A 21,365-nucleotide genomic window follows, 5' to 3' on the forward strand; every position below is an offset into this window, starting at 1 on the left:
TGGTCGTCACAGCGCGCTCATCACGTGCTTGACGCGGGTGTAGTCCTCGAGGCCGTAGAGCGAGAGGTCCTTGCCGTAGCCGGACTTCTTGAAGCCGCCGTGCGGCATTTCGGCGACCAGCGGGATATGCGTGTTGATCCACACGCAGCCGAAGTCGAGCTTCCCGGCCAACCGCATCGCCCGCTGGTGGTCGGTGGTCCACACCGACGACGCGAGCGCGTACTCGACGCCGTTGGCCGCGGCCAACGCTTCGGTTTCGGTCTCGAAGCGCTGCACGGTGATGACCGGACCGAAGATCTCCGTCTGGCTGATCTCGTCGTCCTGACGGACCCCGGAGATCACCGTCGGCTCGTAGAAGTAACCCTCGTCCCCATGCCGCTTACCTCCACAGTGGACTATCGCGTGCTCGGGCAGCCGGTCGACGAAGCCGGCGACCCGGTCGAGCTGGGCGGCGTTGTTGAGCGGTCCGTAGCTGACCGACCTGTCGTCGGGCTTGCCGGTGGTGGTCGCCTGCGCTTGCCTGGTGAGAGCCGCGACGAAGGTGTCGTGGACTTCGTCGGCGACCAGGACCCGCGTCGCCGCGGTGCAGTCCTGGCCCGCGTTGAAGTACCCGGCCGCGGCGATGCCTTCAGCGGCCGCTTCGATGTCGGCGTCGGCGAAGACCACTACGGGCGCTTTACCGCCGAGCTCGAGGTGTACGCGCTTCACGTCCTTCGCGGCCGAAGCGGCGACCTCGATCCCTGCCCGCACGGAGCCGGTGATGGACACCATCGCGGGGATCTCGTGCTCGACGAGCGCGCGCCCGGTGTCGCGGTCGCCGCAGATCACGTTGAGCACGCCGGACGGCAGGAATTCGGCGCAGATCTCGGCGAAGAGCAGGGTCGACGCAGGCGTCGTGTCGGCCGGTTTGAGCACGACGGTGTTCCCGGCGGCGAGCGCGGGGGCGATCTTCCAGACCGCCATGAGGAGCGGATAGTTCCACGGCGTAACCTGCGCGCACACGCCGATCGGTTCTCGGCGGACGAAAGAGGTATGCCCTTCCATGTACTCGCCCGCCGACCGTCCTTCGAGGACACGCGCGGCCCCCGCGAAGAACCGCAACTGGTCGACGATCATCGGCAGTTCTTCGGCCGCGGTGAGCGCGATCGGCTTGCCGGTGTTCGCCGATTCGACGAGCACGATCTCTTCCGCGCGTGCTTCGACGGCGTCCGCGATCTTCAGCAGCGCGAGCTGGCGCTGTGCGGGTGTGGTCTCGCGCCAGGTTTCGAAAGCGGCGGCCGCGACCTTGAGCGCGCGGTCGACGTCTTCGGGGCCGGCGACGGCGGCGGTGCGATACGGGCGGCCGGTGACGGGATCGACGACGTCGGCGACCTGGCCCGACGCGGATCCGGTGTACTCACCGCCGATGAAGTGCTTCAACTGCTGCACGAGAGCTCCTGGCTACTGGGCCTGGGGGCGTGAGGCGATAGCAAAGGTCCCTTGCTCCCTTTTGGGGGGCGAGGGAGCTAAAACATATAAGTCCAGATGTTAAATGACAAGACGGTGGGGCAAGATTGCTTCCATCGGGTAGCGGTACGGGCGAAGGGCCACCATGCGTAAGGGGATGTCGCACAGCGCGCGATCAGCGATGTTCGCGCCGCTCGACCAGATCGGCCGGGCGGAAGCGGTCACCGCGCGGCTGGTCGACGCCATCACGCTCGGGCTGCTGGCCGATTCGGAACAGCTGCCGAGCGAAGCCGAGCTGGCCGCCCAGTTCGGCGTCTCCACCGTGACGGTTCGCGAAGCGCTCGTGGCCTTGCGACAGCAGGGCCTTGTCGAGACGCGACGCGGCCGAGGCGGCGGAAGCTTCGTGAAGACTCCTGTCAACCCTTCGGCCGCTTCGTGGCGAGAGCGCCTTCGCACGGTCTCGCTGTCCGAGCTTCGCGACGTCGGCGATCACTACCTCGCCATCGCGGGCGCCGCGGCCAAACTCGCCGCCGAGCGGAGTTCGCCCGAAGACATCGAGCGGCTCGAACTTGCGACCGAGGACATCCGCACGGCCACCGGCGCGGAAGCGTCGCGCGCCGAGCGCCAGTTCCATCTCGAAGTCGCCGCCGCCGCCCAATCGCCACGGCTGACCAGGGAAGAAGTGCAGTTGCAGAGCGAACGCGGGGGATTGTTGTGGCTGCCGCTCGAGCCGCACGGCACCCGCGAGAACGCCTACGCCGAACACCGCGCGATCGCCGCCGCCATCGCGCAGGGAGACGGCGAGCTGGCCAGAAAGCTCACCGAGGAGCACATCCTCGAAGCGATAGACCGGCTGGCGGACGTGCATTTAGACCTTCTGGCCCCTTAAGCTGCGGCATCCGCGCATCCGAGGTGAGCATCGTGAACGACACACCGTCCGCCGGTTCCGAGGTCGTCGAACAGGTATCCACCCTGGTCGAGGACGTCTTCGGCAGGCTGAAGCCGCTATTGGCAGGCGCCGAGGGGCTCCTGGCCGCGCCCACCGATGCCACCGCCGAAGACCTGGCTCGCCTCCGGCCGCAGGTCTTCGACGTCCTCGGCGGCCTGGTCGTCGGCGCCGGGTTCATCAGTGCGCCGAACGCGCTGGCCGATCAGGAATTCGGCTTCGAATGGTGGACCGAAACCGGTGACGCCGAGCCGGTGCAACTGGTCATCAGCCTCGATCCGGACAGCGAGAACTTCCTGGATTACACCCGGCAATCGTGGTTCACCGTCCCGCGTGACACCGGCCGCCGCCACATCAACGGCCCGTACGTCGACTACCTCTGCACCGACGAGTACACGCTGACCTTCACGGTTCCCGTCCAGCGTGACGGGTCGTTCGCGGGGGTCGTCGGCGCGGACATCTACGTGCGCGAGGTCGAGCGCCTGCTGCAGCTGAAACTGCGTGCGCTCGGCGGCCGCTCGGCGCTGGTCAACGCGCAGGGCCGGGTGATCGTCTCGAACAACGCGCGCCAGGCGACCGGATCGCTGGTCCGCGAGGTCGACGTCCCGGCGTGGTGGTCCGCCGGCGCGGAACCGGTCACGACGGAGACCGGCACCCACCTGCGGCGCTGCGGCGACTCGCCGATCGCCCTGGTCAGGTCCGAGCGCTGACCTGTAGCGCCAGCCAGAATTCGGCTCGCACCCCGGGGGAATCGAGATCACGGCCGGTCAGTTCGGCGACCTTGCGCATACGGTTGCGCAAGGTGTGCCGGTGGACGCCGAGCCGCGCGGACGCCAGATCCCAATGACCGTGGTGTTCGAGCCAGCAGGTCAGTGAGGAGACCAGTTCGCCGCGGCCAGTTTCGTCATGCTGCCGCAGCGGCGCCAGGAGGCTGTCCGCGAACGCTTGTGCCGCTTGGGGGTCGACCATCTCCAGGAAGCCTCGCCCGGCGTGCTCCGCGAACCGGACCAACGGCGAGCGCTCGGCCTTCGCCGCTTCCGCCGCCTGTTTCGCCTGCCGGAGCCCGGCCGGGAAATCCACTGTGGACATCGGATCGGACAGCCCGGCGTGCAGCCCGCCGATCCGGGAAGCCTGCCGGGCGACGGTCTCCACGTCGCCGAGCGCGACCACGAACGCCCCCGACTCGCCGAAGAACACCTTGTCTCCGGCCGTTTCGGCGTCGAGCGCGTCGGCGAGCGAGCGGCGCGCACCCACGGAACCGGCGACGGCCAGCACGGACCACGGCGCTTCCGGAACACCGCCCCAGAGCGACTTCATCGTGCGCGTGGCGAGTTCGGTGTGCCCCGCGGCGAGCAGGTCGCACAGCCCTGACCTCAGTCGCCGCAAGGCGCCTACGTGTTCACGGTTCTGTTCCAGGGCAAGGGAAAGCAACGACACGGCGGTGTTGACGATGTGCTGCCCCGCGGCATCGAGCGGCTCGCGGGTGCCGACGGCGAGCACGCCCCGGGCACGGGTGTCGAGCGTCTGCAGGATGACCTCGTACTCCCCCGCCACCGTCACCAGTGTGCCCGCTCGCAGCCGCGCCAAGTCTTCCCGGACAGCGTCGGCGAAAGGCCGCGCGGATGCCGACGAGGCTTCGGTGACGGCACCTGAAGAGTCGAGCAGTAGCGCCCAGCCGTCGACCAGCTTCGCCAGTTTGCGCACCACGCCACCGGGCCCGCCCTTGCCGACGGCCGTCCTGGTCAGTTCCTGCTGTCCCTTGCCGGTGCGCACGAGCGAGGCGTACTCGTCGGCGGCCACCGCGCGGGAGACCGCCCGCGTGATCGCGATGAACGGCGTCTTCCTCGGCACTTCGAGCACCGGCAGCCCGACCTCTTCCGCGGTGTCCACAAGGGACCGCGGAATGCTCTCGTGGCTGAGGCCGACTCCGAAACCGAGCCCCGCCACGCCGGCGTCGACGAGCCGCCGGATGTACCCGGGCGACGTGGTCTCATCGAGGGCGAGGCCGGTGGTCAGCAGCAGTTCGCCGCCTTCGAGGAAGGCCTGCGGATCGGTCAGTTCGGTGGGGTGGACCCACCCGATCGCCCGGTCGAGCCCCGACTCGGCCGCGCGCACCCGCAGGCCGAGCGGACGTTCGGCCACGAGGGCGGCGAGGGTCAGTGCCATGTTGTCCAACTCTACGCCTCGATATCGACAAGATGTCGAGCTGACGCGGACCGGGCGGGCTCCCATTCTGGAGGGCGCCCCCGTCCCTCGCGTCCGCAGGAGTCTGGCCGTGACCGTCACCACCGAAACCCAGCGCAGGCTGCGCACCGAGATCCCCGGCCCCGCCTCGCGCGCCCTGCAGGAGCGACGCGCCGCCGTCGTCGCCGCGGGCGTGAGTTCGGTGCTGCCCGTCTACGTCACCTCGGCCGAAGGCGGCCTGCTCACCGACGCCGACGGCAACGTCCTGATCGACTTCGGTTCCGGCATCGCGGTGACCAACGTCGGCCACGCCGCCCCCGCCGTCGTGGACCGCGTCCGCGAGCAGGTGGGCCGGTTCACGCACACGTGTTTCATGGTCACGCCGTACGAGGGGTACGTCGAGGTGTGCGAGGCACTCGACAAGCTGACGCCGGGCACCCACGAGAAGCGTTCGGTCCTGTTCAACTCCGGCGCCGAGGCCGTCGAGAACGCGGTGAAGATCGCCCGCGCCGCGACCGGGCGCCAGGCCGTCGTCGTCTTCGACCACGCCTACCACGGCCGTACCAACCTGACGATGGCGCTGACCGCGAAGTCCATCCCCTACAAGCACGGTTTCGGCCCGTTCGCGCCCGAGGTCTACCGGGTGCCGGGGTCGTACCCGTACCGCGACGGGCTGTCCGGTCCCGAAGCGGCGCGGATCGCCATCGACCGCATCGAGAAGCAGATCGGCGGCGACCAGGTCGCGGCCGTCGTGCTGGAACCGGTGCAGGGTGAGGGCGGCTTCATCGAGCCCGCTCCTGGGTTCCTGCCCGCGCTTTCCCGCTGGTGCACCGAAAACGGCGTCGTGTTCGTCGCCGACGAAGTGCAGACCGGCTTCTGCCGCACCGGCGAGTGGTTCGCGTCCACGCACGAAGACGTCGTCCCCGACCTGATCACCACCGCCAAGGGCATCGCGGGCGGGCTGCCGCTCGCCGCCGTCACCGGCCGCGCGGAACTGCTCGACGCCGTCCCGCCGGGCGGGCTCGGCGGAACCTACGGCGGTAACCCGATCGCGTGTGCCGCGGCGCTCGGCTCGATCGAGGTCATGCGCCAGGAGAACCTCGCGGCGTCGGCGAAGCGCATCGAGAACACGGTGCTGCCGCGACTGCGGGCGCTGGCCGAGGAGACCGGCGTGATCGGCGACGTCCGCGGCCGCGGCGCGATGCTGGCCGCCGAGTTCGTGAAGCCCGGCACCACGGAACCCGACGCCGACCTGACGAAGCGCGTCGCGCAGGCCTGCCACCAGGCCGGTGTCGTCGTCCTCACCTGCGGTACCTACGGCAACGTCGTCCGCCTGCTGCCGCCGCTGTCCCTGTCCACCAAACTGCTCGACGAGGGCCTGACCGTCCTTGAGCACGCTGTCCGCACGGAGGCTTCCAAGTGAGCACCTTTCCTTTCTGGGTAGCCGGAAAGCCGGTCACCAGCGGCGAGACCGTCGTCATCCGCCACTCCTTCGACGGAAGCGAGGCGGGCTCGCACCACGTTCCGTCCACTTCGGACATCGAGACCGCGGTCCAGGCCGCGCACGACGCCCAGGAGGAATTCGCGACGCTGCCCGCGCACGTCCGGGCGGGCGCGTTGGACCACGTGTCCCGAGTTTTGGGTGAGCGGTCCGAAGAGCTGGCGCGGCTGATCACCGCCGAGTCCGGCAAGCCGCTGAAGTGGGCGCGCGGCGAGGTCGGGCGCGCGGCGTCGACGTTCCGCTGGGCCGCCGAGGAGGCGCGCCGGTTCTCCGGTGACCTGCAGCGGCTCGACACCGACCCGGGCGGCACCGGACGGCTGGCGCTGGTCCGCCGTGTGCCGAAGGGCCCGGTGCTCGGCATCACGCCGTTCAACTTCCCGCTGAACCTGGTGGCGCACAAGGTCGCGCCGGCGATCGCGGTCGGCGCGCCGATCGTGCTCAAGCCCGCGCCCGCGACACCGCTGACCGCGTTGCTGCTCGGCGAGATCCTCGCCGAGACCGATCTGCCCGCCGGAAGCTGGTCGATTCTTCCGGTGAGCAACGAGGAATCGGCCAAGCTGGTTTCGGACCCGCGGCTGCCGGTCGTGTCGTTCACCGGTTCCGTGCCGGTGGGCTGGGGCATCCGGGACAGCGTGCCGCGCAAGCACGTCGCGCTCGAACTCGGCGGCAACGCGGCGGTGCTCGTCTGTCCTGATTGGACTGATCTGGACTTCGCGGCGCAGCGGATCGCGACGTTCGCGATGTACCAGGCGGGCCAGTCGTGCATCTCGGTGCAGCGCGTGTACGCGCACGCCGACGTCTACGACGAGCTTCAGACGAAGGTGCTGGAACAGGTGCGCGCGCTCGGGACCGGCAACCCGCGGACGGACGGCGTGGACGTCGGGCCGCTCATCAACACCGCGGCCGCTTCCCGGGTGGAATCGTGGATCACGGCGGCTGTCGAGGCGGGCGGCGAACTGCTGACCGGCGGGAAGCGCGACGGCGCGACCGTCGAGCCGACGGTGCTCGCGAACGTGCCGGAGGACGCGTCGGTGATGGCCGACGAGGTCTTCGGGCCGGTCGTGTCGATCACGCGCGTGGACTCGGTGGAGGACGGAGTGCGCCGGATCAACGACTCGCGTTTCGGTTTGCAGGCGGGCGTGTTCACGCGCGATCTGCCGACGGCGTTCGACGTGTCCGCGAAGCTGCGTGTCGGCGGTGTGCTCGTCGGCGACGTGCCGAGCTTCCGCGCCGACCAGATGCCTTACGGCGGCGTGAAGGACTCCGGCGTCGGCCGCGAGGGCCCCGCGTCGGCGATGGCGGACTTCACCGAGGAACGCGTCACCGTCCTGACCGGCCTGACTCTCTGACCTGCCCGCATTTAGTCCTCTGAATGCGCTGCAACCGCATTCAGAGGACTAAATGCGTCAGGTGGGAGTGGGCCTCGACGAGCGAAGGGCCGTACCAGGTCAGGAAGCGCCCGGAGACCAGCACGTGCTTCGCGCCGGGGAACGCTTCGGGGCCGTCATCCGCAGTGAACTCGTACGGCTCGTCGGGCAGTACGAGCAGGTTCGCGTCTCCGGCCGCGAAGCGCGCTTGGAGCTCGTCGAGCTTCGGACGCGGGTAGCGCTCTTCGTGGTCCGCGTAGACGTTGCCGATTCCGACGCGATGCAGGACGTCGCCGCCGAAGGTGTCCCTGCCGAGCACGATCCACGGCTTCCGCCAGACCGGCACGACCGCACGGAACCGCTCCGGCAAGGTCTCCCGCCAGATTTCTTCGGCCTCGACCAGCCAATCCGGCTCGGCGAGGTCGTAGGCCTGCGTCAGGATCCGCCGGATCGAGGCGAGCGCGCCGGGCACGGTCGCCGACGCCTCCATCACCCAGACCGGAACCCCGTTGGCGCGTAAGCATTCCACGTCTTCCGGCCGGTTCTCCTCGGAGTTGGCCAGCACCAGATCCGGCTCGAGTTCGAGCACCTTGTCCACGTTCGGGTACTTCGAGCCGCCCACCCTCGGGACGTCCAGATCGACCGGATGGGTGCAGTAGTCCGTGGCGCCCGCGAGCCTTCCCGGCGCGCTCACCTCGACGGCCTCGGTCAGCGACGGCACGAGCGACACCACCCGCGACGCCGGTTCGCGCAGCGGGACCACTTCGCCGAGGTCGTCGATCATGCCCGCTCGAACGACAGTTTCCGCTTGTCGACGTCCACCGCTGTGAGCCGGACCCGGATCCGCTCGCCTTCGGGCGGCTTCTCGCCCGCGCACTTGCCCATCACCGGCGGATTCTCGATCAGGATCTCCGACTTGGAGTCGTCGGCTCGCAGCACGATCGCGTCGAACTCTTCGCCGATGTGCTCGGCCATGACCCAGGCCTCGACCTGGTCGATGCAGGCACGTTCGACCTTCGCCGCCAGTGTGTCGGACGCGGTCATCTGCTCCGGCACCTCCGAAAGCGCCGCGCGGACCCACTCGGGTGCCTCGCGGCCGGCGCTCACGGCGAGGCAGATCTCGGTGGCGAACCGGTCGACCAGCCGCCGGATCGGCGCGGTGACGTGGGCGTACGCGCCGCCGATCCCGGCGTGCGTGGTCAAGGCGGGCAGTTCGCCGTCGAACGCGGTGTACCCGGCGCCGCGCAGAAGCCTGGTGGTGTCGGCGAAAAGCGCCATGGACGCGGGTTGACCGGGGTCGAGCGCGGCCAGGAACTCCGACACGCTCTTCCCCTCGGGCCAGTCGATGTTCAGCGCCTGCGCGGACCGGCGCAGCCATTCGATCGCTTCGGCGTCGGGCTGGGGCAGCGTGCGCAGGACCCCGATCCCGGCGCCGATCATGATCTTGGCCGCGGCCATGCCGGTGAGCAGCGAGATCTCGGCGTTCCACGCGTCGACGTCGTTACGCGGCCGCTGGATCAGCGCCCACCCGCCGTCTGGGTCGCCGCCGATCTCCTGCTCCGGCAGCTGCAACTCCACCGCTCCGCGCCGGATCGCGAGTTCGCGGCGCAGACGGCCCAGCTCCGGCAGGGCGGCTACCGAGGGATGCGGGTCGCCCGCGTCGATCGCCGCCTGGACGGTCTCGTAGTCGAACTGTTCGGTGGACCGGACGAGCGCCCGGCGGACGTTGGTCGCCGTCGGCTCGCCGGCCGCGTCGACGTCGATGGTCCACAGGACGGCGGGCCGGGTCTCCCCCGGCAGCAGGCTCGCCGCGCCCTCGGACAACACCGGCGGATGGAGCGGGACGTTCCCGTCGGGCAGGTAGAGCGTCTGCCCGCGACGGCGCGCCTCCTTGTCGAGCGCGCCACCCGGCGGGATGAACGCGGCCAGGTCGGCGATCGCGTAGTGGACCCGGAACCCGCCGCCCTCGACGCGCTCGATCAGCACCGCCTGGTCGAGGTCCTTGGCGCCGGGCGGATCGATGGTGACGAAGGGCAGGCCGGTGGCGTCCTCGCGTTCCCCCGCAGACTCGAGCGGGTCGACAACCGCCGCCTCCGCCTCGGCGAGCACTTCGGGCCCGAACGACTCCGGCAGCGAGAACTCGGCTCGAAGGTGACCGAAGTCCCCTCCCGCCGCATGTGTCCTGATCACGAGTGGAGGCACCACCCAACCCTATCCCGATCCGGCGCCGTTGATCGCCCGTTCGAGTGCGGGCCGGTCGGGTGTACGTTACGGACCGAAATGAAAACCGATACCCTTTTCAAAACGACAGGAAGGGCCGTGGCGTGAAGATCGCGTTCGTCGGGAAGGGCGGCAGCGGGAAGACCACGCTGGCGTCGCTGTTCACCGCGTACCTGGCCGGCGGCGGGAAACCGGTTCTGGCGATCGACGCGGACATCAACCAGCACCTCGCCGTCGCGCTCGGCGCGAGCGAGGAAGAGGCCATCGCGTGGCCGACGCTGGGCGACAACATGGGCCTGATCAAGGAGTACCTGCGCGGTGACAACCCGCGGATCGCCGACGCGGCCTCGATGATCAAGACGACGCCCCCGGGGCGCGGGTCGCGGCTGGTCCGGCCGTTCGAGGACAACCCGATCTTCCAGGCCTGCTTCCGCGAGTTCGGCGGCGTGCGGCTCGGCGTCACCGGGCAGTTCGACGAGGACGATCTCGGCGTCGCCTGCTACCACTCGAAGGTCGGCGCGGCGGAGCTGCTGCTGAACCACATGATCGACGACGCGGGTGAATACGTCGTCATGGACATGACCGCCGGCGCCGACGCGTTCGCGTCCGGGCTGTTCACGCGGTTCGACGTGACGTTCCTGGTGTGCGAGCCGACCGTACGCAGCGTCGGCGTGTACCGGCAGTACGCCGACTACGCGCGGGACTTCGGTGTGCGGCTGGTCGTCGTGGGCAACAAGGTCACCGAAGACGAGGACATCGAGTTCCTGCGCGAAGAGGTCGGCGACGCCCTGCTGGGCTGGATGGAGAACTCGCGGCACGTCCGCGCCGCCGAACGCGGCCGCGCCCGCCCGATCGGCGAACTCGAGGCGCACAACCTCGCGACGCTGGGCTCGATGCTCGCGACCGTCGACGGCGAGCAGCGGGACTGGGCGCGTTACCAGCGACAGGGCGTCGAGTTCCACCTCCGCAACGCGCGGGCTTGGGGCAGCGGGCGGGCCGGGGAAGACCTCACCGCGCAGGTGGACCCGGAGTTCGTGCTCGGCCCGGCGTTGGCGCGGCAGGACGCCTGACCGGCTGCCGGGAGTCCGTGAAGGCCTCCTTCCCCACTCTCAAGGTAGGGAAGGAGGCCTTCACGGACCAGTGATCAGTCGCCGTTCCACTTGGCGTCTTCGGCGTCGGCCTGCCTGGTGCGTTCCTTGGCGATCTCCAGGGCGCGCCTCGCCGTCGCCTCGTCCGGGTACGGCCCGAGTAGGTCGATGCTCCGGCCTCGTTCCAGGTGCTCGACCTGGTTCGTCTTGGTGTTGAAGTACCAGCCCTGATCCGGGTTCGGGTCGCTCGACATGGGTCAAGCCTGACATCACCCGGACGTCCTGTCATCACTTGCGATAGCGGTAGGGGATCTCCGTGGGATCGCCGGTCGGGCCGAACTCGCCGCCCTCGGGCGGGTCGACCTTCGAGCTTTCCGGCACGTTCTCCGCGAGTTCGTCGAACCAGCCGCGGTGCATCGGGATGCCGCGCGGCGGGGTCGCCGGTTCGGGTGACACGGGAATTCCCGGCGGCGGCGACACCGGCTGCGTCAACGGAGGAGCCGGGGGCATCGCGGACGACGACGGCGGTGTCACGGGCGGCTCCGGCTCGGCCTGCGAGAGCGCGGCGGCGGCCGGGGCTTCCAGGGTGGAAGGAGGCGCGCTCACCAGCGGAGGCGGCGACGTGTGGTTCCCGGACGGCGGCTGTGTCCACGTGGGCTGGGGCAGCGGCGGCTGGGACACCGGCGGTTGGGCCGACGGTGCCTGAGACGCGGGCGTCTGCGGGGCGGCGGCCTGAGACGCAGGTGGTTGGTGCGCAGCAGGCTGCGAGGCCTGCGCCTGAGCCGCGGCAGGCTGCGAGGCCGGCGCCTGGGACGCAGGTGCTTGAGGCGCGGCAGCCGGCGGGGCCGGTGCCTGAGGCGCAGGCGCTCCCTGATGGCCCGGCAGCGGCGGCCCCGAAGGTGTGACCGTGCGCCACACCGGCGCGGGCCCGATGTTCATCGGCGCCGGAGCGCGAGGCGGCTGCCCGGTCACGGGCGGCGCGGCCTGCGACGGCGCCGGGGGCGCCTGACGCTGCGACGGCTTCGGAATCGGGTCGAGACACGAGACGAGCACCGTCGTGTTCGCCGGGTCTTCGATCTTCCGGCCGCTGCGCTCGCGGTAGATCATCTCGCCTTCGGTGTCCATCTCGACCAGGTAGCCGGCCTCCGCCAGCTGCTCCTCGTCGAGATCGACGAGCTTTTCGTAGCGCGACGGGACCACCCGGTAGATCGGCCAGGCGAGCCTGGCGTTCTCCTGGTGGAACTGGGCCAGCAGGGTGGCCATCTGCTGCTGCCAGGGCAGCGACATCCCCTCGGCCAGCGAACGCGGCAACACGACGTAACCGGGATCGACGCCGGGCCAGCCCTGGTTCAGCTGGTCGGCCAACGGCGTGCTCGACGCCGGCCGCGCCGCGTGCCGCGCGGGCTGGGCGGTGCCGAAAAGATCGCGGGGATCGACCTCAGGGCCGTTGCCCGCCGCGGGCTTGCCTCGCCTTCCGAATTTCCGTGCCACGTTCTTCATCCTCTGCCAGTGTGCGGCCGCGTGCCGGTGGACAGGCCGCCACTTCGGGTGAATCCGATGGTCCCGCGATCGCGATACCACGCTCTCACCATGCTAAACGCCAGGGCGGACCGCCTGCGCGACCACTTCGGCCTCGTCGAAGGAGAAGTCTCGGATGTGCACCGGCACCCCGGTCTGCTGCGCTTCGACGATCTTGCCGTCACCCAGATACATCGCCACGTGGTGGATGGTCGCCGGGTTCGACGGCACGGTGGCGAGGAACAGCAGGTCACCCGGCTGCGCCTGCCGCACCGGCAGCATCGCGCCCGCCTTGTACTGGTCGCGGGAAACGCGCGGCAGGATGATCCCGGCCGACTCGTAGGCCCGCAGCATCAGCCCGGAACAGTCGTAGCTGTTCGGTCCCGTGGCGCCCCAGACGTACGGCTTTCCCTGCTCGGCGAGGGCGAACTTGATGGCCTGCGCGGCCGCCTGGCTCGGCGGCACCACGCTGCCGACGCTCGTGCCGCAGCCGACGACGTCGACGATCTGGCCCTCGTTCTGCACGAGGAGGGCCGCCATCGGCTCCCAGTTGTGGTAGCGGTCGGGGAAGCCGGAGCGCTCGACCCGCTGGGCGGCGTCGCCGGGCCGCATGTTCTCCCAGTCCGGCACCGCGAGCAGGACGTCGTAGAACTTGTTGACCTGGTACGGCGGGTCGGTGACCTGGGCGACGGTGCCCCAGCCCATCGACGGCCGCATCTGGAAGATGCCGAGCGAGTCGCGGTCGCCGTAGGTCAGGTTCCGCAGCTTGGACTCGGTCATCCCGGCCTGGATCGCCACCTGCCACGCGCGCGGAGACAGCGAGCGCTGCTTGCCGATCGAGATGATCAGCGCGACGATCCCCTTCTGTTCTTCGTCCAGCTTGTTGATGTCCGAAGAACCGCGATCGGTCTGTCCAGGCAGGGTCGGCCCGATCGACGCGTCGCAGGAGGTCTTGACGACCCCGCCCGACTGCGCCTCCACATGGTCGGTCACCACCTTGGTGACCGTGCTCGTGGTGACCACCGCGGCGAAGACCGCGGCGATCAGCACGCCGACGATGAGCCCGATCTTCATCGGGTCAGCCCGCTTGGGTGAACTTGGTGACCCGCCATCCCGGGTTCGTCTTGACGACGGTCACCCGGACCTTGGGCCCGTCCGTCGAGACGTCGACCTCCATCGAACCGGCGAGCGAGGAGACCACCTGCGGCTCCCCGGCCACCCTGGTCGCCTTGATGTTCGCGGGGTCCACCGTCGTCAGTTCCCCGGCGAGGTACTCCTCGGTGGTGTACGGCCGCAAGCCGCTCAGCCACTGCTCGGTCGTCGTACCGTCGGGATGGTTCGCCCATGCCGTCACCCAATTCTTGGCGACCCGGATACCGTCCTGGTCAGGTGGCGCGGAAGACGGCGGAGGCTGGGTGGTGAGCCTCGGCGGCAACGTCGACGTCACGGTCACCGGCGCCGCGACGCCGGGACGCGAGGTGGCTGTCGCCGATGAACCCGGCCCGGTGGCCGTCTGTCCCGGTTTTCCGATGGCCTTGGGCAGCAGGATGCCCAAGGCGGTGAGCACGACCGCGAGGATCACCAGCGTGCCGACGAGGTGGCGGGGCGAGCGCAACGGCCAGCCCCACAGTCTGCGGTAGACCGCGGTGCGCCCGCGGTTGGTCCGGATCGGCATGGGTCACCGGCCCACTGCGTGGTCTGTGTCGCGGACTTCCTCACGGACTTCGAGCCCGCGCGACGGCCGGTACAGCACGAAGACCGGCTTCCCCGCGACGACTTCGGGGTCGACGCGGCGAGGGCGCGGGGTGGACGGGCCGGCTTGCACCGGCACGGCACCCGAGTAGTCAGGAGTGGTGTAACCGCCGCCCGCGGAGTTCATCCGCGACGGCACCACGACCGGCTCGGGTTCGTCGCTCCAACGCCGGTCGGCGACCGGCGAGGTGTCGACCCGGCGGCTCGGTACCTGGATCGGGCTCCGCCCGCCGGAGGTGAACATCGAGTCGCCGGGATTGCCCGCGGACGGGTTGTACTGGCCGAACACGGGAACGCCTCCGCCACCGCCGGCGGGCAGCGCGGGCAGCCCGCCGCCACCGCCGACGGCACCCGGCCACGGCGCTCCCGACCAGGCCGCCGCGGGGCGGATCGCGCCGGAACCGTTGTCGAGCCGCTGGGAGCTGGCGAAGATCGTCGCTTCGGGGCGGAACCGCCCGCCGCCGACCGTCGCGCCCACGGGACCGCGGAGATCGCCGTCGACGACGTCGTCGGTGTCGCGGACGTTCTGCCAGAAAGCGTCCTGCGGGGTCTGCTCGTTGTTCTTCTTGCGGAAGCGGGAGAAGAGCCCGCCGCGCGGTGAAGGCATCGCCCCGCCGACCATGCCCACGGACATCTCGACCATCTGCCACAGCCGCCGCACGGGACGGCCGACCATGAACAGCAGGACGGTGATGATCGCGGCCAGCACCATCTTCGTCAGCAGGGACAGCGAATTCCCCGCGGTGAAGATCGCCTCCAGAAGGAGGGTGTGCACACCGGCCAGCACCGAGAGCACCATCAGGTTGAAGGCGACCGCGCCGACGACCTTCAGGATGCGCTGCATGATCTGGGGCTGGAGCAGCGCGATCAGGCCGATCAGCGGAGCCGTCAGCACGAAGATCCTGATCAGCACCTGCGCGAGCAGCACCGTGGCCTTGGCCAGCAGCTGGAACAACGAGTAGAAGATTCCCTGGCCCAGCGAAAGGAAACCGGCGCCGACGCGGCTGCCGTCCTCACCCGTGAAGTACCCGGTCGCCGGGCCGAGTTTGGTCGAGATGTCCTTGAACGCCGCCTTCTTGGAGTCGACCAGCGCGGCGTCGGCGTCCCCGCCCTGCTGGATCTGCCCCCAGGTGAAGGCACGCGCGTCCAGGAGAGCGGGACCGTACTGGATCGCCTGCGGCGAGTCCGGGCTGCCGAACTCTCCACGGAGCCAGTTGTCGTAGACGACCCGGCAATGCAGCTCGGTCGGGACCCGGTCCCACGGCTGGCGCGCGGCCACGGCCTCCGGAGTCGCCTGACACGGCTGCGCGGCGGGCGGCTGCGGCTGGGACGGCGGCGGCGTCTTGGCCTCGTCGATGAACCCGGCCTGGATGTTGGTCGTGGTCTGCACGATCGCGTTGTCGATCGGATCGAGGAATCTCAGCAGTGCCAAGGAAGACGCGGCGAGCCAGACCGCGGCCAGCCCGTACAGCGCCCGTTTGCTGACCGCCGCGAGATCACCGCGCCAGATGTTGCGGAACAACATGATCGACATGATCAGCGCGGCCAGGCCGAAGAGCTGCGCATAGATGTTGTTGTAGACTTTCTCGGCCCCGGCCTTGACGGCGTTGTACAGCGGGCTGAGCAGGCTGCCCTGCAACACGGTGTAGTGCAGCGAGTTCGTGGCACCGACGATGTTCTTGCCGATGTTGAACAGCTGGTTGCCCGCCCAGGTGTCGATCGTCGAGTTGGGCGAGGTGATCCCCGCGAGCGGGCCGCAGTCGGTTTCGAAGGTGTCCCAGACGTGTCCGGCGTACCCGTAGACGTTGTACGGGCTGCCGCCTTCACCGCGAGCGGTGGCGGGCGGGTCGAGCGCGCCGACCATGCCCGCGCCCGGCCGTTCCGGGTTCGGCGCCTCACCGCAGGCCGCGGCCGACGCCGCCGGAGCGGTCGCCACGGCTTGAAGGCCCAGGATCACCATGACGACGAACATCGTCGCGCGGCGGCTGGGTCTGGTCTTGCCGGGCCGCGGCCCCTCTTTGAGCCGGCGGCGCAGCGCGTGCCAGCCGGCGGCGAACGCGAGCACGAACGCCAGTGTCAGCACTGTGTTCATGCGGCATCCCTGCCGGTGCCACCCTTGCCGGCGCGCGCGTGCTCGCCTTGACCCCCGTTACCGTTGTGTCCATTTTGGACGGCACCCTGGACCTCACCTGTCTCCGCGGCGAGCGGGTCCGGGGCGCCCAGCATCTGTTCGTCGGTGAGGCCGACCTCGAGTTCGGCCGCGAGCTCGAGGTCCTCTTCGAGTTCGAAGTCGTCCTCGGGCGGCGAAGCCACGAACGGCTTCTCCTCCGGGACCGCGAGCTCGTTGCCCGGCCTGGACGGTTTGGCGTCGGGTGAACCCGGCGTGGTGTCCATGACCCGGCGCAGATGCTCCAGGTGCGGGCCGGAGAAGTCGACTCGGATCCGCTCCACGCCGCCGGCGCCGTCACCGAAGACGAACTGCCGCGGCTCGACGTCGCGCTGGAGATCGCGTTGCGAACCGGGGCGGCGGCCCAGCGCCGCGACGACCTGTTCGTAGCCGACACCGACCGGGACCTTCAGCAGGCGCAGCGCGTCGGCCTGGGCGTCGTCGTCGTCCAGGCGGCCGACGAACACCGAATCGAGCAGCGCCACGAAACCCTGGATCTTCAGGAAGTCCGCGGGGATCTGCGAGGACAGCAGGACACGGACGTTCCACTTGCGCGAGTCACGCGCGAAGCGGTTCATCAGCACGCGACCGGTCGGGACCTCGGAGAGGAAGAACGCCTCGTCGATCCAGACGCCCTTGCGCAGTTCCTTCGGCTTCTCGTACACCGACCGCTGCGTCAGCCACGCGGCGAGGTTCAGCATCTCGACGCCGAGGGATTCCGCGTCCGTCCAGTACTCGCGCGGGACGCCGTCCTTGGGCAGGGTCAGCCCCGCCATGGTCAGCACGGTCATCCGGTCGTCGCGGGTCTCGGAGTACGGGTCCGCGTCGGTCTCCGGGATGAGCAGCGCCATCCGCTCGCGCATCTCGTCGAGGAAGTCCGCGACGACGACGGCGTGCTCGTGGTGCTCACTGGAGTCGCGCCGCAGCGCGTCGATGACCTGGCCCGGGTCGGCGTCGAACCGGCCGCCGACCGCGCGGACGGCGCGCAGCAGCACGATCCGGGTCTGCGCCATCCGCGAGACCTCGTACGGCAGGACGCCGGTGAGGACGTCGAGCACGAGACGGCGGCGGGTCGCGCCCGCGAGGGCCTTCTCCCGCCGCCACGAACGCTCGGGGTCGTCTTCGTCCATGAAGTGCTCGATCTGCGGCTCGGCGACCACCCGGTACGGGTTGAGGATGCCGGGCTGCGCGTTGAGCAGGTTGATCGGCCGGGCGTACGGGCGCAGCTCGGGCAGGTCGCAGAGCCGCGACAGCGGGCCCGAGGGGTCGAGGATCGTCCAGTGCGCGCCCGCGCGGAGCGTCTTGTAGACGATGCCGCCGCCGAGGAACGACTTACCGCCACCGAGGCCCGCGACCATCGCCGTCAGACCGGAACCGTCGCGGATCTCCTGCGCCATCCACGGGTCCCAGGCCACCGGGCGCCGGGTCGCGGTGACGGTCTCGCCGAGCAGGATGCCGCGGCGGTCGCCCACCTCGGCCGTCGCCGTCGGCACGGACGACGCCGCCCACACGACCGAACCGCGGCGCATGTACGCCGCCGAAGCCAGCGGCTCGCCGGGGATGAACTCCCGGGCCAGCGCGTACTGGGCTTCGGGATGCTCGACCGCGATCTTCGGCTTGTAGAGGTCGAGAAGCTGCTGGGCCAGGCGCAGCGCGTCCCGCTCCGTCGGCCCGGACACCGCGAGCCGCCACCACGACCGGACCCGGGTGGCCAGCGCGGTGAAGCCCGACGTCATCTCGTCGTCGATCTCCAGCACGCGGCCCGCCTGGCGCGCCAGCGACTGCGGCGGCTCCAGCTCGTGCTCGTCGGTGTAGTGCTTGACCTGCGAGCGCACCTTGTTCATCTGGCGCTGCAGCTCACCGGCGACCTCTTCGGGCCGCCGGACGTAGATCCGCGCGGACACCTCGACCGCCGCGGGCAGCCGGTCCGCGTGCTGGATCCACGGGTCGTCGACCTCGGGGATCTGGAGGCCGTGCATCTGGCCGACGGTGAGGACGGCGAGATGCCGCGAGACGCCGGCGTTCGACCCCGTGCGACCGCGGACGGTCACCGTCGGCGCGTACGGCTCGGCGTGGAAATCCGCCGCGTCGGTGAAGCTGGCGAGGTCCTCGGGCTCCCAGGCCGCGCCGGGGACCGCGGGCATGTTGCGCGGCGCGGGCAGGCCCAGCGAGCACGAACGGTGCATCAGCCAGGACATCTCCTCGGCGTGCACCGGACGGCCTTCGAGCCCGGCGGAGCCGATCACCTGGTCGAGGTGCTCCACCTCGGAGTCGAGCGCGGCCAGCTCGGCGTCGACGGCCTCCGGCAGGATCTTGCGCAGCACCGGGGCGGCGCTCTCGACCGCGCGGTCGATCATCCGCCTCGTCTGCACCTGGACGCCGAGGTACACCTCTTTTTCGGCCATCGAACGGCCCATCAGCTGCTGCTGCTCGCCGATGAGGTAGTCGTCGAAGGACAGTGCGCCCTGGACGTCCTGAGGACGGCCGACGGCGTTGTGCACGTGGGCCTCGGCCCACATGCGGATCGGGTACGGCCGGTTGGTCACGCGCAGGTGCAGCCAGCGGCCCTGGAGCTCCGCGTACTGCCCGGCGATGGCCGCGATCAGGTCGCGACGCTGCGAGTCCGACCGGAACGACCAGCGCTGTGGCGCGAGCCGGTACCAGGCGTACACCTCATAACCGGTGCGTAACAGGTGCCCGTCGATGCTTCGCGCCGCGATCGACGGGGTATACGAGGGTATGGCCGCCTCGCCGGGCAGCCGCCTCCCCTTGCCGGCCTTCTTGGGCTGCGCGGAGCGGACCTGCTGGGGCGCGTGCCAGGCCCCTTGCTGCAGATCTCGATCACGTTTTCCTCGGCTTCCGCCGCGACCGAACAACGACTACCTCCCGGCCCGAGCCGCAGGGCGGCTCCGACGCGCTCGTGGTGTTCCCTGAGCTCCGGCGCCGCCGCCGTAGCCGTGGTGCTGGTACTGCCGTCTCCTGCGGTGCTTCGGTAGCGGGCGGTTCGCCCGTACCCGGACACGGGAGGCGCTGGCCGCGCCGCCTGTGCCCGTGGTCCGTTCTCTGGGTGTGTTGAGCTCTTTCGCCGCCATCGCGGCCACGGCGCCCAGCGGACGCTCGTGGCTGATCTTGGCCGTGATCAATCTGGTGATCACAATTGTGGCGACGAAGGCCCAGGCGGTCGAGAAGAACCCGAAGCTCCAGCCCGCCCACCGTTCGACGGTGAGCACGAGCAGGAAGACCGGGATACCGACGAGCCACGCGACGTAGCGGGCTCTCCAGGGAAAAGTCGCTTTCGGCGGGCCGAGCCATACGGCATCGACCCGGTAAACCTCGTCATCGGTACGGATACGCAACGCGAGCCCTCAGCCTGTGAAGAGGCCGGCGATCCACTGGCCCACGTTGACTCCGGCGCCACTCACCGCGAGGCCGATGATCGCCAGCGCGATCACGACACCGGCGAGTCGGCGCATGACACCCGCGTTGTCCCCTTTGCCACCGCCCAGCCACAGCAGAAGAAGCGCGACGGCCAGCAGCACCAGGGGGATGATGTTGTCGATCAGCCAGGTGCGGACGTTGCCGGTGCCGAGCTCGCCGGCGGCCAGCGTGTCGAGGGTGGTCATGGTCATCATCGCATTACTCCCGGTGCGCGGAGAGGGGGTTCGCGCGGTTCTGGCTCGGTGGTGCTTCGAACATCATGGCGTCACGAGGCGTAGTGGTCAAAGCGCGCTCTGTAGATATCGTTTTGTCTACTGATCACAGAGCGAGGCACAGCACCCCGACCATCCTCGGTCTCCATCATCGCTGCAAGGGTCGTCTGAATTAACCCCGGCCACCCGTATTTCGCAGTGTGCTGACGGCCTCACTCGCTTGCGAGGCATCTTGCTCACCCTGAGTACTGACCGACCGAGGAGAATCCAGCCTCGACCAGTGTGACATGACTCGTTCGGTGGCTTCTCGCGAGTCCGCTGGGTGAGCACGCATTCGACAAAAATCCTGAGCGCCGGTCAAGTGAAAGTCACACTTCCGTTACCCTAAGCGAAAACAGAGCGGATATTTTCACTACATAGCGTGATTATCGGCCTGTCGAGAACACATTCGCGGGAAAAGCGCCCGCTTCGACGGCCTGGCGACTCAAAGGTCCGCACAGCTCGTGAAGCCGCTTCGTCTTCTCCTCGCCGAGATGCTCCCAAGGCCCTGTCGACGCCGCGTTCGTGGCGACTTCGAGCCGTTCGCGAAGATCGTTCCCGGCCTCGGTCAGGCCACCCTCGCCGTCGAGGATGCCCTGCTCGCGAAGCTTGACGGCGGCGTTGTCCCACTGCTCGTCGCTCCAGCCGCGGGATGCCTTGGCCGCGGCTGGCAGGAACCCCTTGCCGGTGGCGGTGTGCGTGACGAGGGCGGCGAGCCCGTCGAGCCCGTTGGCGACGAGCGCGGCGATGTGGCCGTCGCCGCGATGCTCGCGCAAGAGGGTGATGGCGTGCCAGAGGACGAGATGCGGTTCGCTCGGCCAGTCGAGACCCGCGTGCCCGGCGTACAGGGGACGGCCGTCGACCTGGCAGCCGCCGGTCGCCTCACGGGCGAGCTCGGCTGCCTCGGCGACCTCGTCGGAACCGAGCGTCTCCTTGCCGAGCAGCCGGGTCAGCGTCGCGTCGACGGCTTCGAACCGGGCCTCGATGATCTTTTCGGGCGTGGCCAGCGTCCACGCGCGCGGGATGTGGCGGGCGACGAGTTCGGGGTTGAAGTTGTAGAAGGTGGCCGCGACCACGCCGGGACCCACCGCGCCCATCGGCGCCGCGCGGCCCGCGAAGTACGTCATGCGCCCCGGCCGGAGGCCCGCGCCGGTGAGCGCGGCTTCCGTCTCGGGGGCGAAGTAGGTAAGGGAATGCAGTACATCGAACGTCCCGCGGAACCGTCCCGTGACGCGACTCGCTTCGCCCATGGGAGCACCCTACCGACAAGTAGTGACGGGCGCAGCGTCCGAAAGGGCGGCGGTGGGAGCAGGGGACCTTTGCTATCACTTCCGCAGGTCGGGAACAGGAAGGACGGGGTCGGCGTGGTCGTGGGGGGGGGGTTTGGGTTTCGCCCCCACCCCCCCCCCCCACCCCCCCCCCCCCCCCCCCCCCAACACCTTTCCGGGGAACGTTTCTCGAAAAGCTCTTTCTTTGACTTTGTCGTT

General features: G+C 69.7%; 18 protein-coding genes. 5 read left to right on the top strand and 13 right to left on the bottom strand.

Features of this window, described 5'->3' with window-relative positions; all coding sequences use genetic code 11:
• Window positions 1-6: 6 nt before the first annotated feature.
• On the bottom strand, window positions 7-1,428 hold the full coding sequence (locus tag AC0685_RS40630; protein ID WP_478230367.1) for a gamma-aminobutyraldehyde dehydrogenase: 1,422 nt from the start codon (window positions 1,426-1,428) through the stop codon (window positions 7-9).
• A 163-nt stretch (window positions 1,429-1,591) separates the two neighbouring features.
• Here AC0685_RS40630 and AC0685_RS40635 point away from each other — a divergent pair, with 163 nt between their 5' ends.
• Both AC0685_RS40635 and AC0685_RS40640 read left to right on the top strand, forming a co-directional pair.
• Window positions 1,592-2,335, top strand: coding sequence for a FadR/GntR family transcriptional regulator (locus tag AC0685_RS40635; protein WP_340684343.1), 744 nt, complete (start codon window positions 1,592-1,594; stop codon window positions 2,333-2,335).
• Between the two features lie 32 nt (window positions 2,336-2,367).
• Window positions 2,368-3,102 (top strand): cache domain-containing protein, encoded by a 735-nt coding sequence (locus tag AC0685_RS40640; RefSeq protein ID WP_478230368.1) that lies wholly within the window; start codon window positions 2,368-2,370, stop codon window positions 3,100-3,102.
• On the opposite strand, the gene AC0685_RS40645 is transcribed toward AC0685_RS40640, so the two are convergent.
• Complete coding sequence (locus AC0685_RS40645; protein ID WP_478230369.1) at window positions 3,086-4,558, bottom strand: PucR family transcriptional regulator; 1,473 nt, start codon at window positions 4,556-4,558, stop codon at window positions 3,086-3,088. The two genes, AC0685_RS40640 and AC0685_RS40645, sit on opposite strands and share 17 nt — an antisense overlap.
• Before the next feature lie 109 nt (window positions 4,559-4,667).
• Between AC0685_RS40645 and gabT the strand changes: the two genes are divergently transcribed.
• Both gabT and AC0685_RS40655 read left to right on the top strand, forming a co-directional pair.
• Window positions 4,668-5,999 carry a 4-aminobutyrate--2-oxoglutarate transaminase gene (gabT, locus tag AC0685_RS40650; protein ID WP_478230370.1) on the top strand — a complete coding sequence of 444 codons (1,332 nt, stop codon included), beginning with the start codon at window positions 4,668-4,670 and terminating at the stop codon, window positions 5,997-5,999.
• The gene (locus AC0685_RS40655) at window positions 5,996-7,426 is read left to right on the top strand and encodes an aldehyde dehydrogenase family protein (RefSeq protein ID WP_478230371.1); all 1,431 of its coding nucleotides are present in this window, start codon (window positions 5,996-5,998) and stop codon (window positions 7,424-7,426) included. The genes gabT and AC0685_RS40655 overlap by 4 nt, the downstream gene beginning before the upstream one ends.
• 40 nt (window positions 7,427-7,466) lie before the next feature.
• Here AC0685_RS40655 and AC0685_RS40660 read toward each other — a convergent pair whose 3' ends face one another.
• Together AC0685_RS40660 and AC0685_RS40665 are read right to left on the bottom strand one after the other, a co-directional pair.
• Window positions 7,467-8,228, bottom strand: coding sequence for a helical backbone metal receptor (locus AC0685_RS40660; RefSeq protein ID WP_478230372.1), 762 nt, complete (start codon window positions 8,226-8,228; stop codon window positions 7,467-7,469).
• Window positions 8,225-9,634 carry an RNB domain-containing ribonuclease gene (locus AC0685_RS40665; RefSeq protein WP_478230380.1) on the bottom strand — a complete coding sequence of 470 codons (1,410 nt, stop codon included), beginning with the start codon at window positions 9,632-9,634 and terminating at the stop codon, window positions 8,225-8,227. Before AC0685_RS40665 ends, AC0685_RS40660 begins: the two co-directional genes overlap by 4 nt.
• 134 nt (window positions 9,635-9,768) lie before the next feature.
• Here AC0685_RS40665 and AC0685_RS40670 point away from each other — a divergent pair, with 134 nt between their 5' ends.
• On the top strand, window positions 9,769-10,734 hold the full coding sequence (locus tag AC0685_RS40670; RefSeq protein WP_478230373.1) for an ATP-binding protein: 966 nt from the start codon (window positions 9,769-9,771) through the stop codon (window positions 10,732-10,734).
• 74 nt (window positions 10,735-10,808) lie between these two features.
• On the opposite strand, the gene AC0685_RS40675 is transcribed toward AC0685_RS40670, so the two are convergent.
• The 9 genes from AC0685_RS40675 to AC0685_RS40715 form a co-directional block, all read right to left on the bottom strand.
• On the bottom strand, window positions 10,809-11,006 hold the full coding sequence (locus AC0685_RS40675) for a hypothetical protein (protein ID WP_016331585.1): 198 nt from the start codon (window positions 11,004-11,006) through the stop codon (window positions 10,809-10,811).
• A gap of 34 nt (window positions 11,007-11,040) precedes the next feature.
• The gene (locus tag AC0685_RS40680; RefSeq protein WP_478230374.1) at window positions 11,041-12,243 is read right to left on the bottom strand and encodes a hypothetical protein; all 1,203 of its coding nucleotides are present in this window, start codon (window positions 12,241-12,243) and stop codon (window positions 11,041-11,043) included.
• 102 nt (window positions 12,244-12,345) lie between these two features.
• The gene (locus AC0685_RS40685) at window positions 12,346-13,344 is read right to left on the bottom strand and encodes a C40 family peptidase (protein ID WP_478230375.1); all 999 of its coding nucleotides are present in this window, start codon (window positions 13,342-13,344) and stop codon (window positions 12,346-12,348) included.
• Between the two features lie 4 nt (window positions 13,345-13,348).
• Complete coding sequence (locus AC0685_RS40690) at window positions 13,349-13,945, bottom strand: hypothetical protein (protein WP_478230376.1); 597 nt, start codon at window positions 13,943-13,945, stop codon at window positions 13,349-13,351.
• A gap of 3 nt (window positions 13,946-13,948) precedes the next feature.
• Window positions 13,949-16,114: a magnesium transporter gene (locus tag AC0685_RS40695; protein WP_478230377.1), complete on the bottom strand. Its 2,166-nt coding sequence runs from the start codon at window positions 16,112-16,114 to the stop codon at window positions 13,949-13,951.
• The gene (locus tag AC0685_RS40700; RefSeq protein WP_478230378.1) at window positions 16,111-19,065 is read right to left on the bottom strand and encodes an ATP-binding protein; all 2,955 of its coding nucleotides are present in this window, start codon (window positions 19,063-19,065) and stop codon (window positions 16,111-16,113) included. The genes AC0685_RS40695 and AC0685_RS40700 overlap by 4 nt, the downstream gene beginning before the upstream one ends.
• 3 nt (window positions 19,066-19,068) lie before the next feature.
• Window positions 19,069-19,545 (bottom strand): hypothetical protein, encoded by a 477-nt coding sequence (locus AC0685_RS40705; RefSeq protein ID WP_076153445.1) that lies wholly within the window; start codon window positions 19,543-19,545, stop codon window positions 19,069-19,071.
• A 9-nt stretch (window positions 19,546-19,554) separates the two neighbouring features.
• The gene (locus AC0685_RS40710; RefSeq protein WP_007035338.1) at window positions 19,555-19,821 is read right to left on the bottom strand and encodes a hypothetical protein; all 267 of its coding nucleotides are present in this window, start codon (window positions 19,819-19,821) and stop codon (window positions 19,555-19,557) included.
• A 443-nt stretch (window positions 19,822-20,264) separates the two neighbouring features.
• A complete protein-coding gene (locus AC0685_RS40715; protein WP_340684354.1) occupies window positions 20,265-21,128 on the bottom strand; it encodes an SCO6745 family protein in 864 nt (287 codons plus the stop codon).
• Between the last annotated feature and the right edge of the window lie 237 nt (window positions 21,129-21,365).

This window comes from Amycolatopsis sp. NPDC043889, from assembly GCF_056435645.1.

Bases quoted from the DNA above. Each gene is read 5' to 3' on its own strand.
- AC0685_RS40660 (WP_478230372.1), bottom strand. From the start codon at position 8,228: ATGATCGACGACCTCGGCGAAGTGGTCCCGCTGCGCGAACCGGCGTCG.
- AC0685_RS40635 (WP_340684343.1), top strand. From the start codon at position 1,592: ATGCGTAAGGGGATGTCGCACAGCGCGCGATCAGCGATGTTCGCGCCG.
- AC0685_RS40675 (WP_016331585.1), bottom strand. From the start codon at position 11,006: ATGTCGAGCGACCCGAACCCGGATCAGGGCTGGTACTTCAACACCAAG.
- AC0685_RS40710 (WP_007035338.1), bottom strand. From the start codon at position 19,821: ATGATGACCATGACCACCCTCGACACGCTGGCCGCCGGCGAGCTCGGC.
- AC0685_RS40690 (WP_478230376.1), bottom strand. From the start codon at position 13,945: ATGCCGATCCGGACCAACCGCGGGCGCACCGCGGTCTACCGCAGACTG.
- AC0685_RS40645 (WP_478230369.1), bottom strand. From the start codon at position 4,558: ATGGCACTGACCCTCGCCGCCCTCGTGGCCGAACGTCCGCTCGGCCTG.
- AC0685_RS40685 (WP_478230375.1), bottom strand. From the start codon at position 13,344: ATGAAGATCGGGCTCATCGTCGGCGTGCTGATCGCCGCGGTCTTCGCC.
- AC0685_RS40715 (WP_340684354.1), bottom strand. From the start codon at position 21,128: ATGGGCGAAGCGAGTCGCGTCACGGGACGGTTCCGCGGGACGTTCGAT.
- AC0685_RS40695 (WP_478230377.1), bottom strand. From the start codon at position 16,114: ATGAACACAGTGCTGACACTGGCGTTCGTGCTCGCGTTCGCCGCCGGC.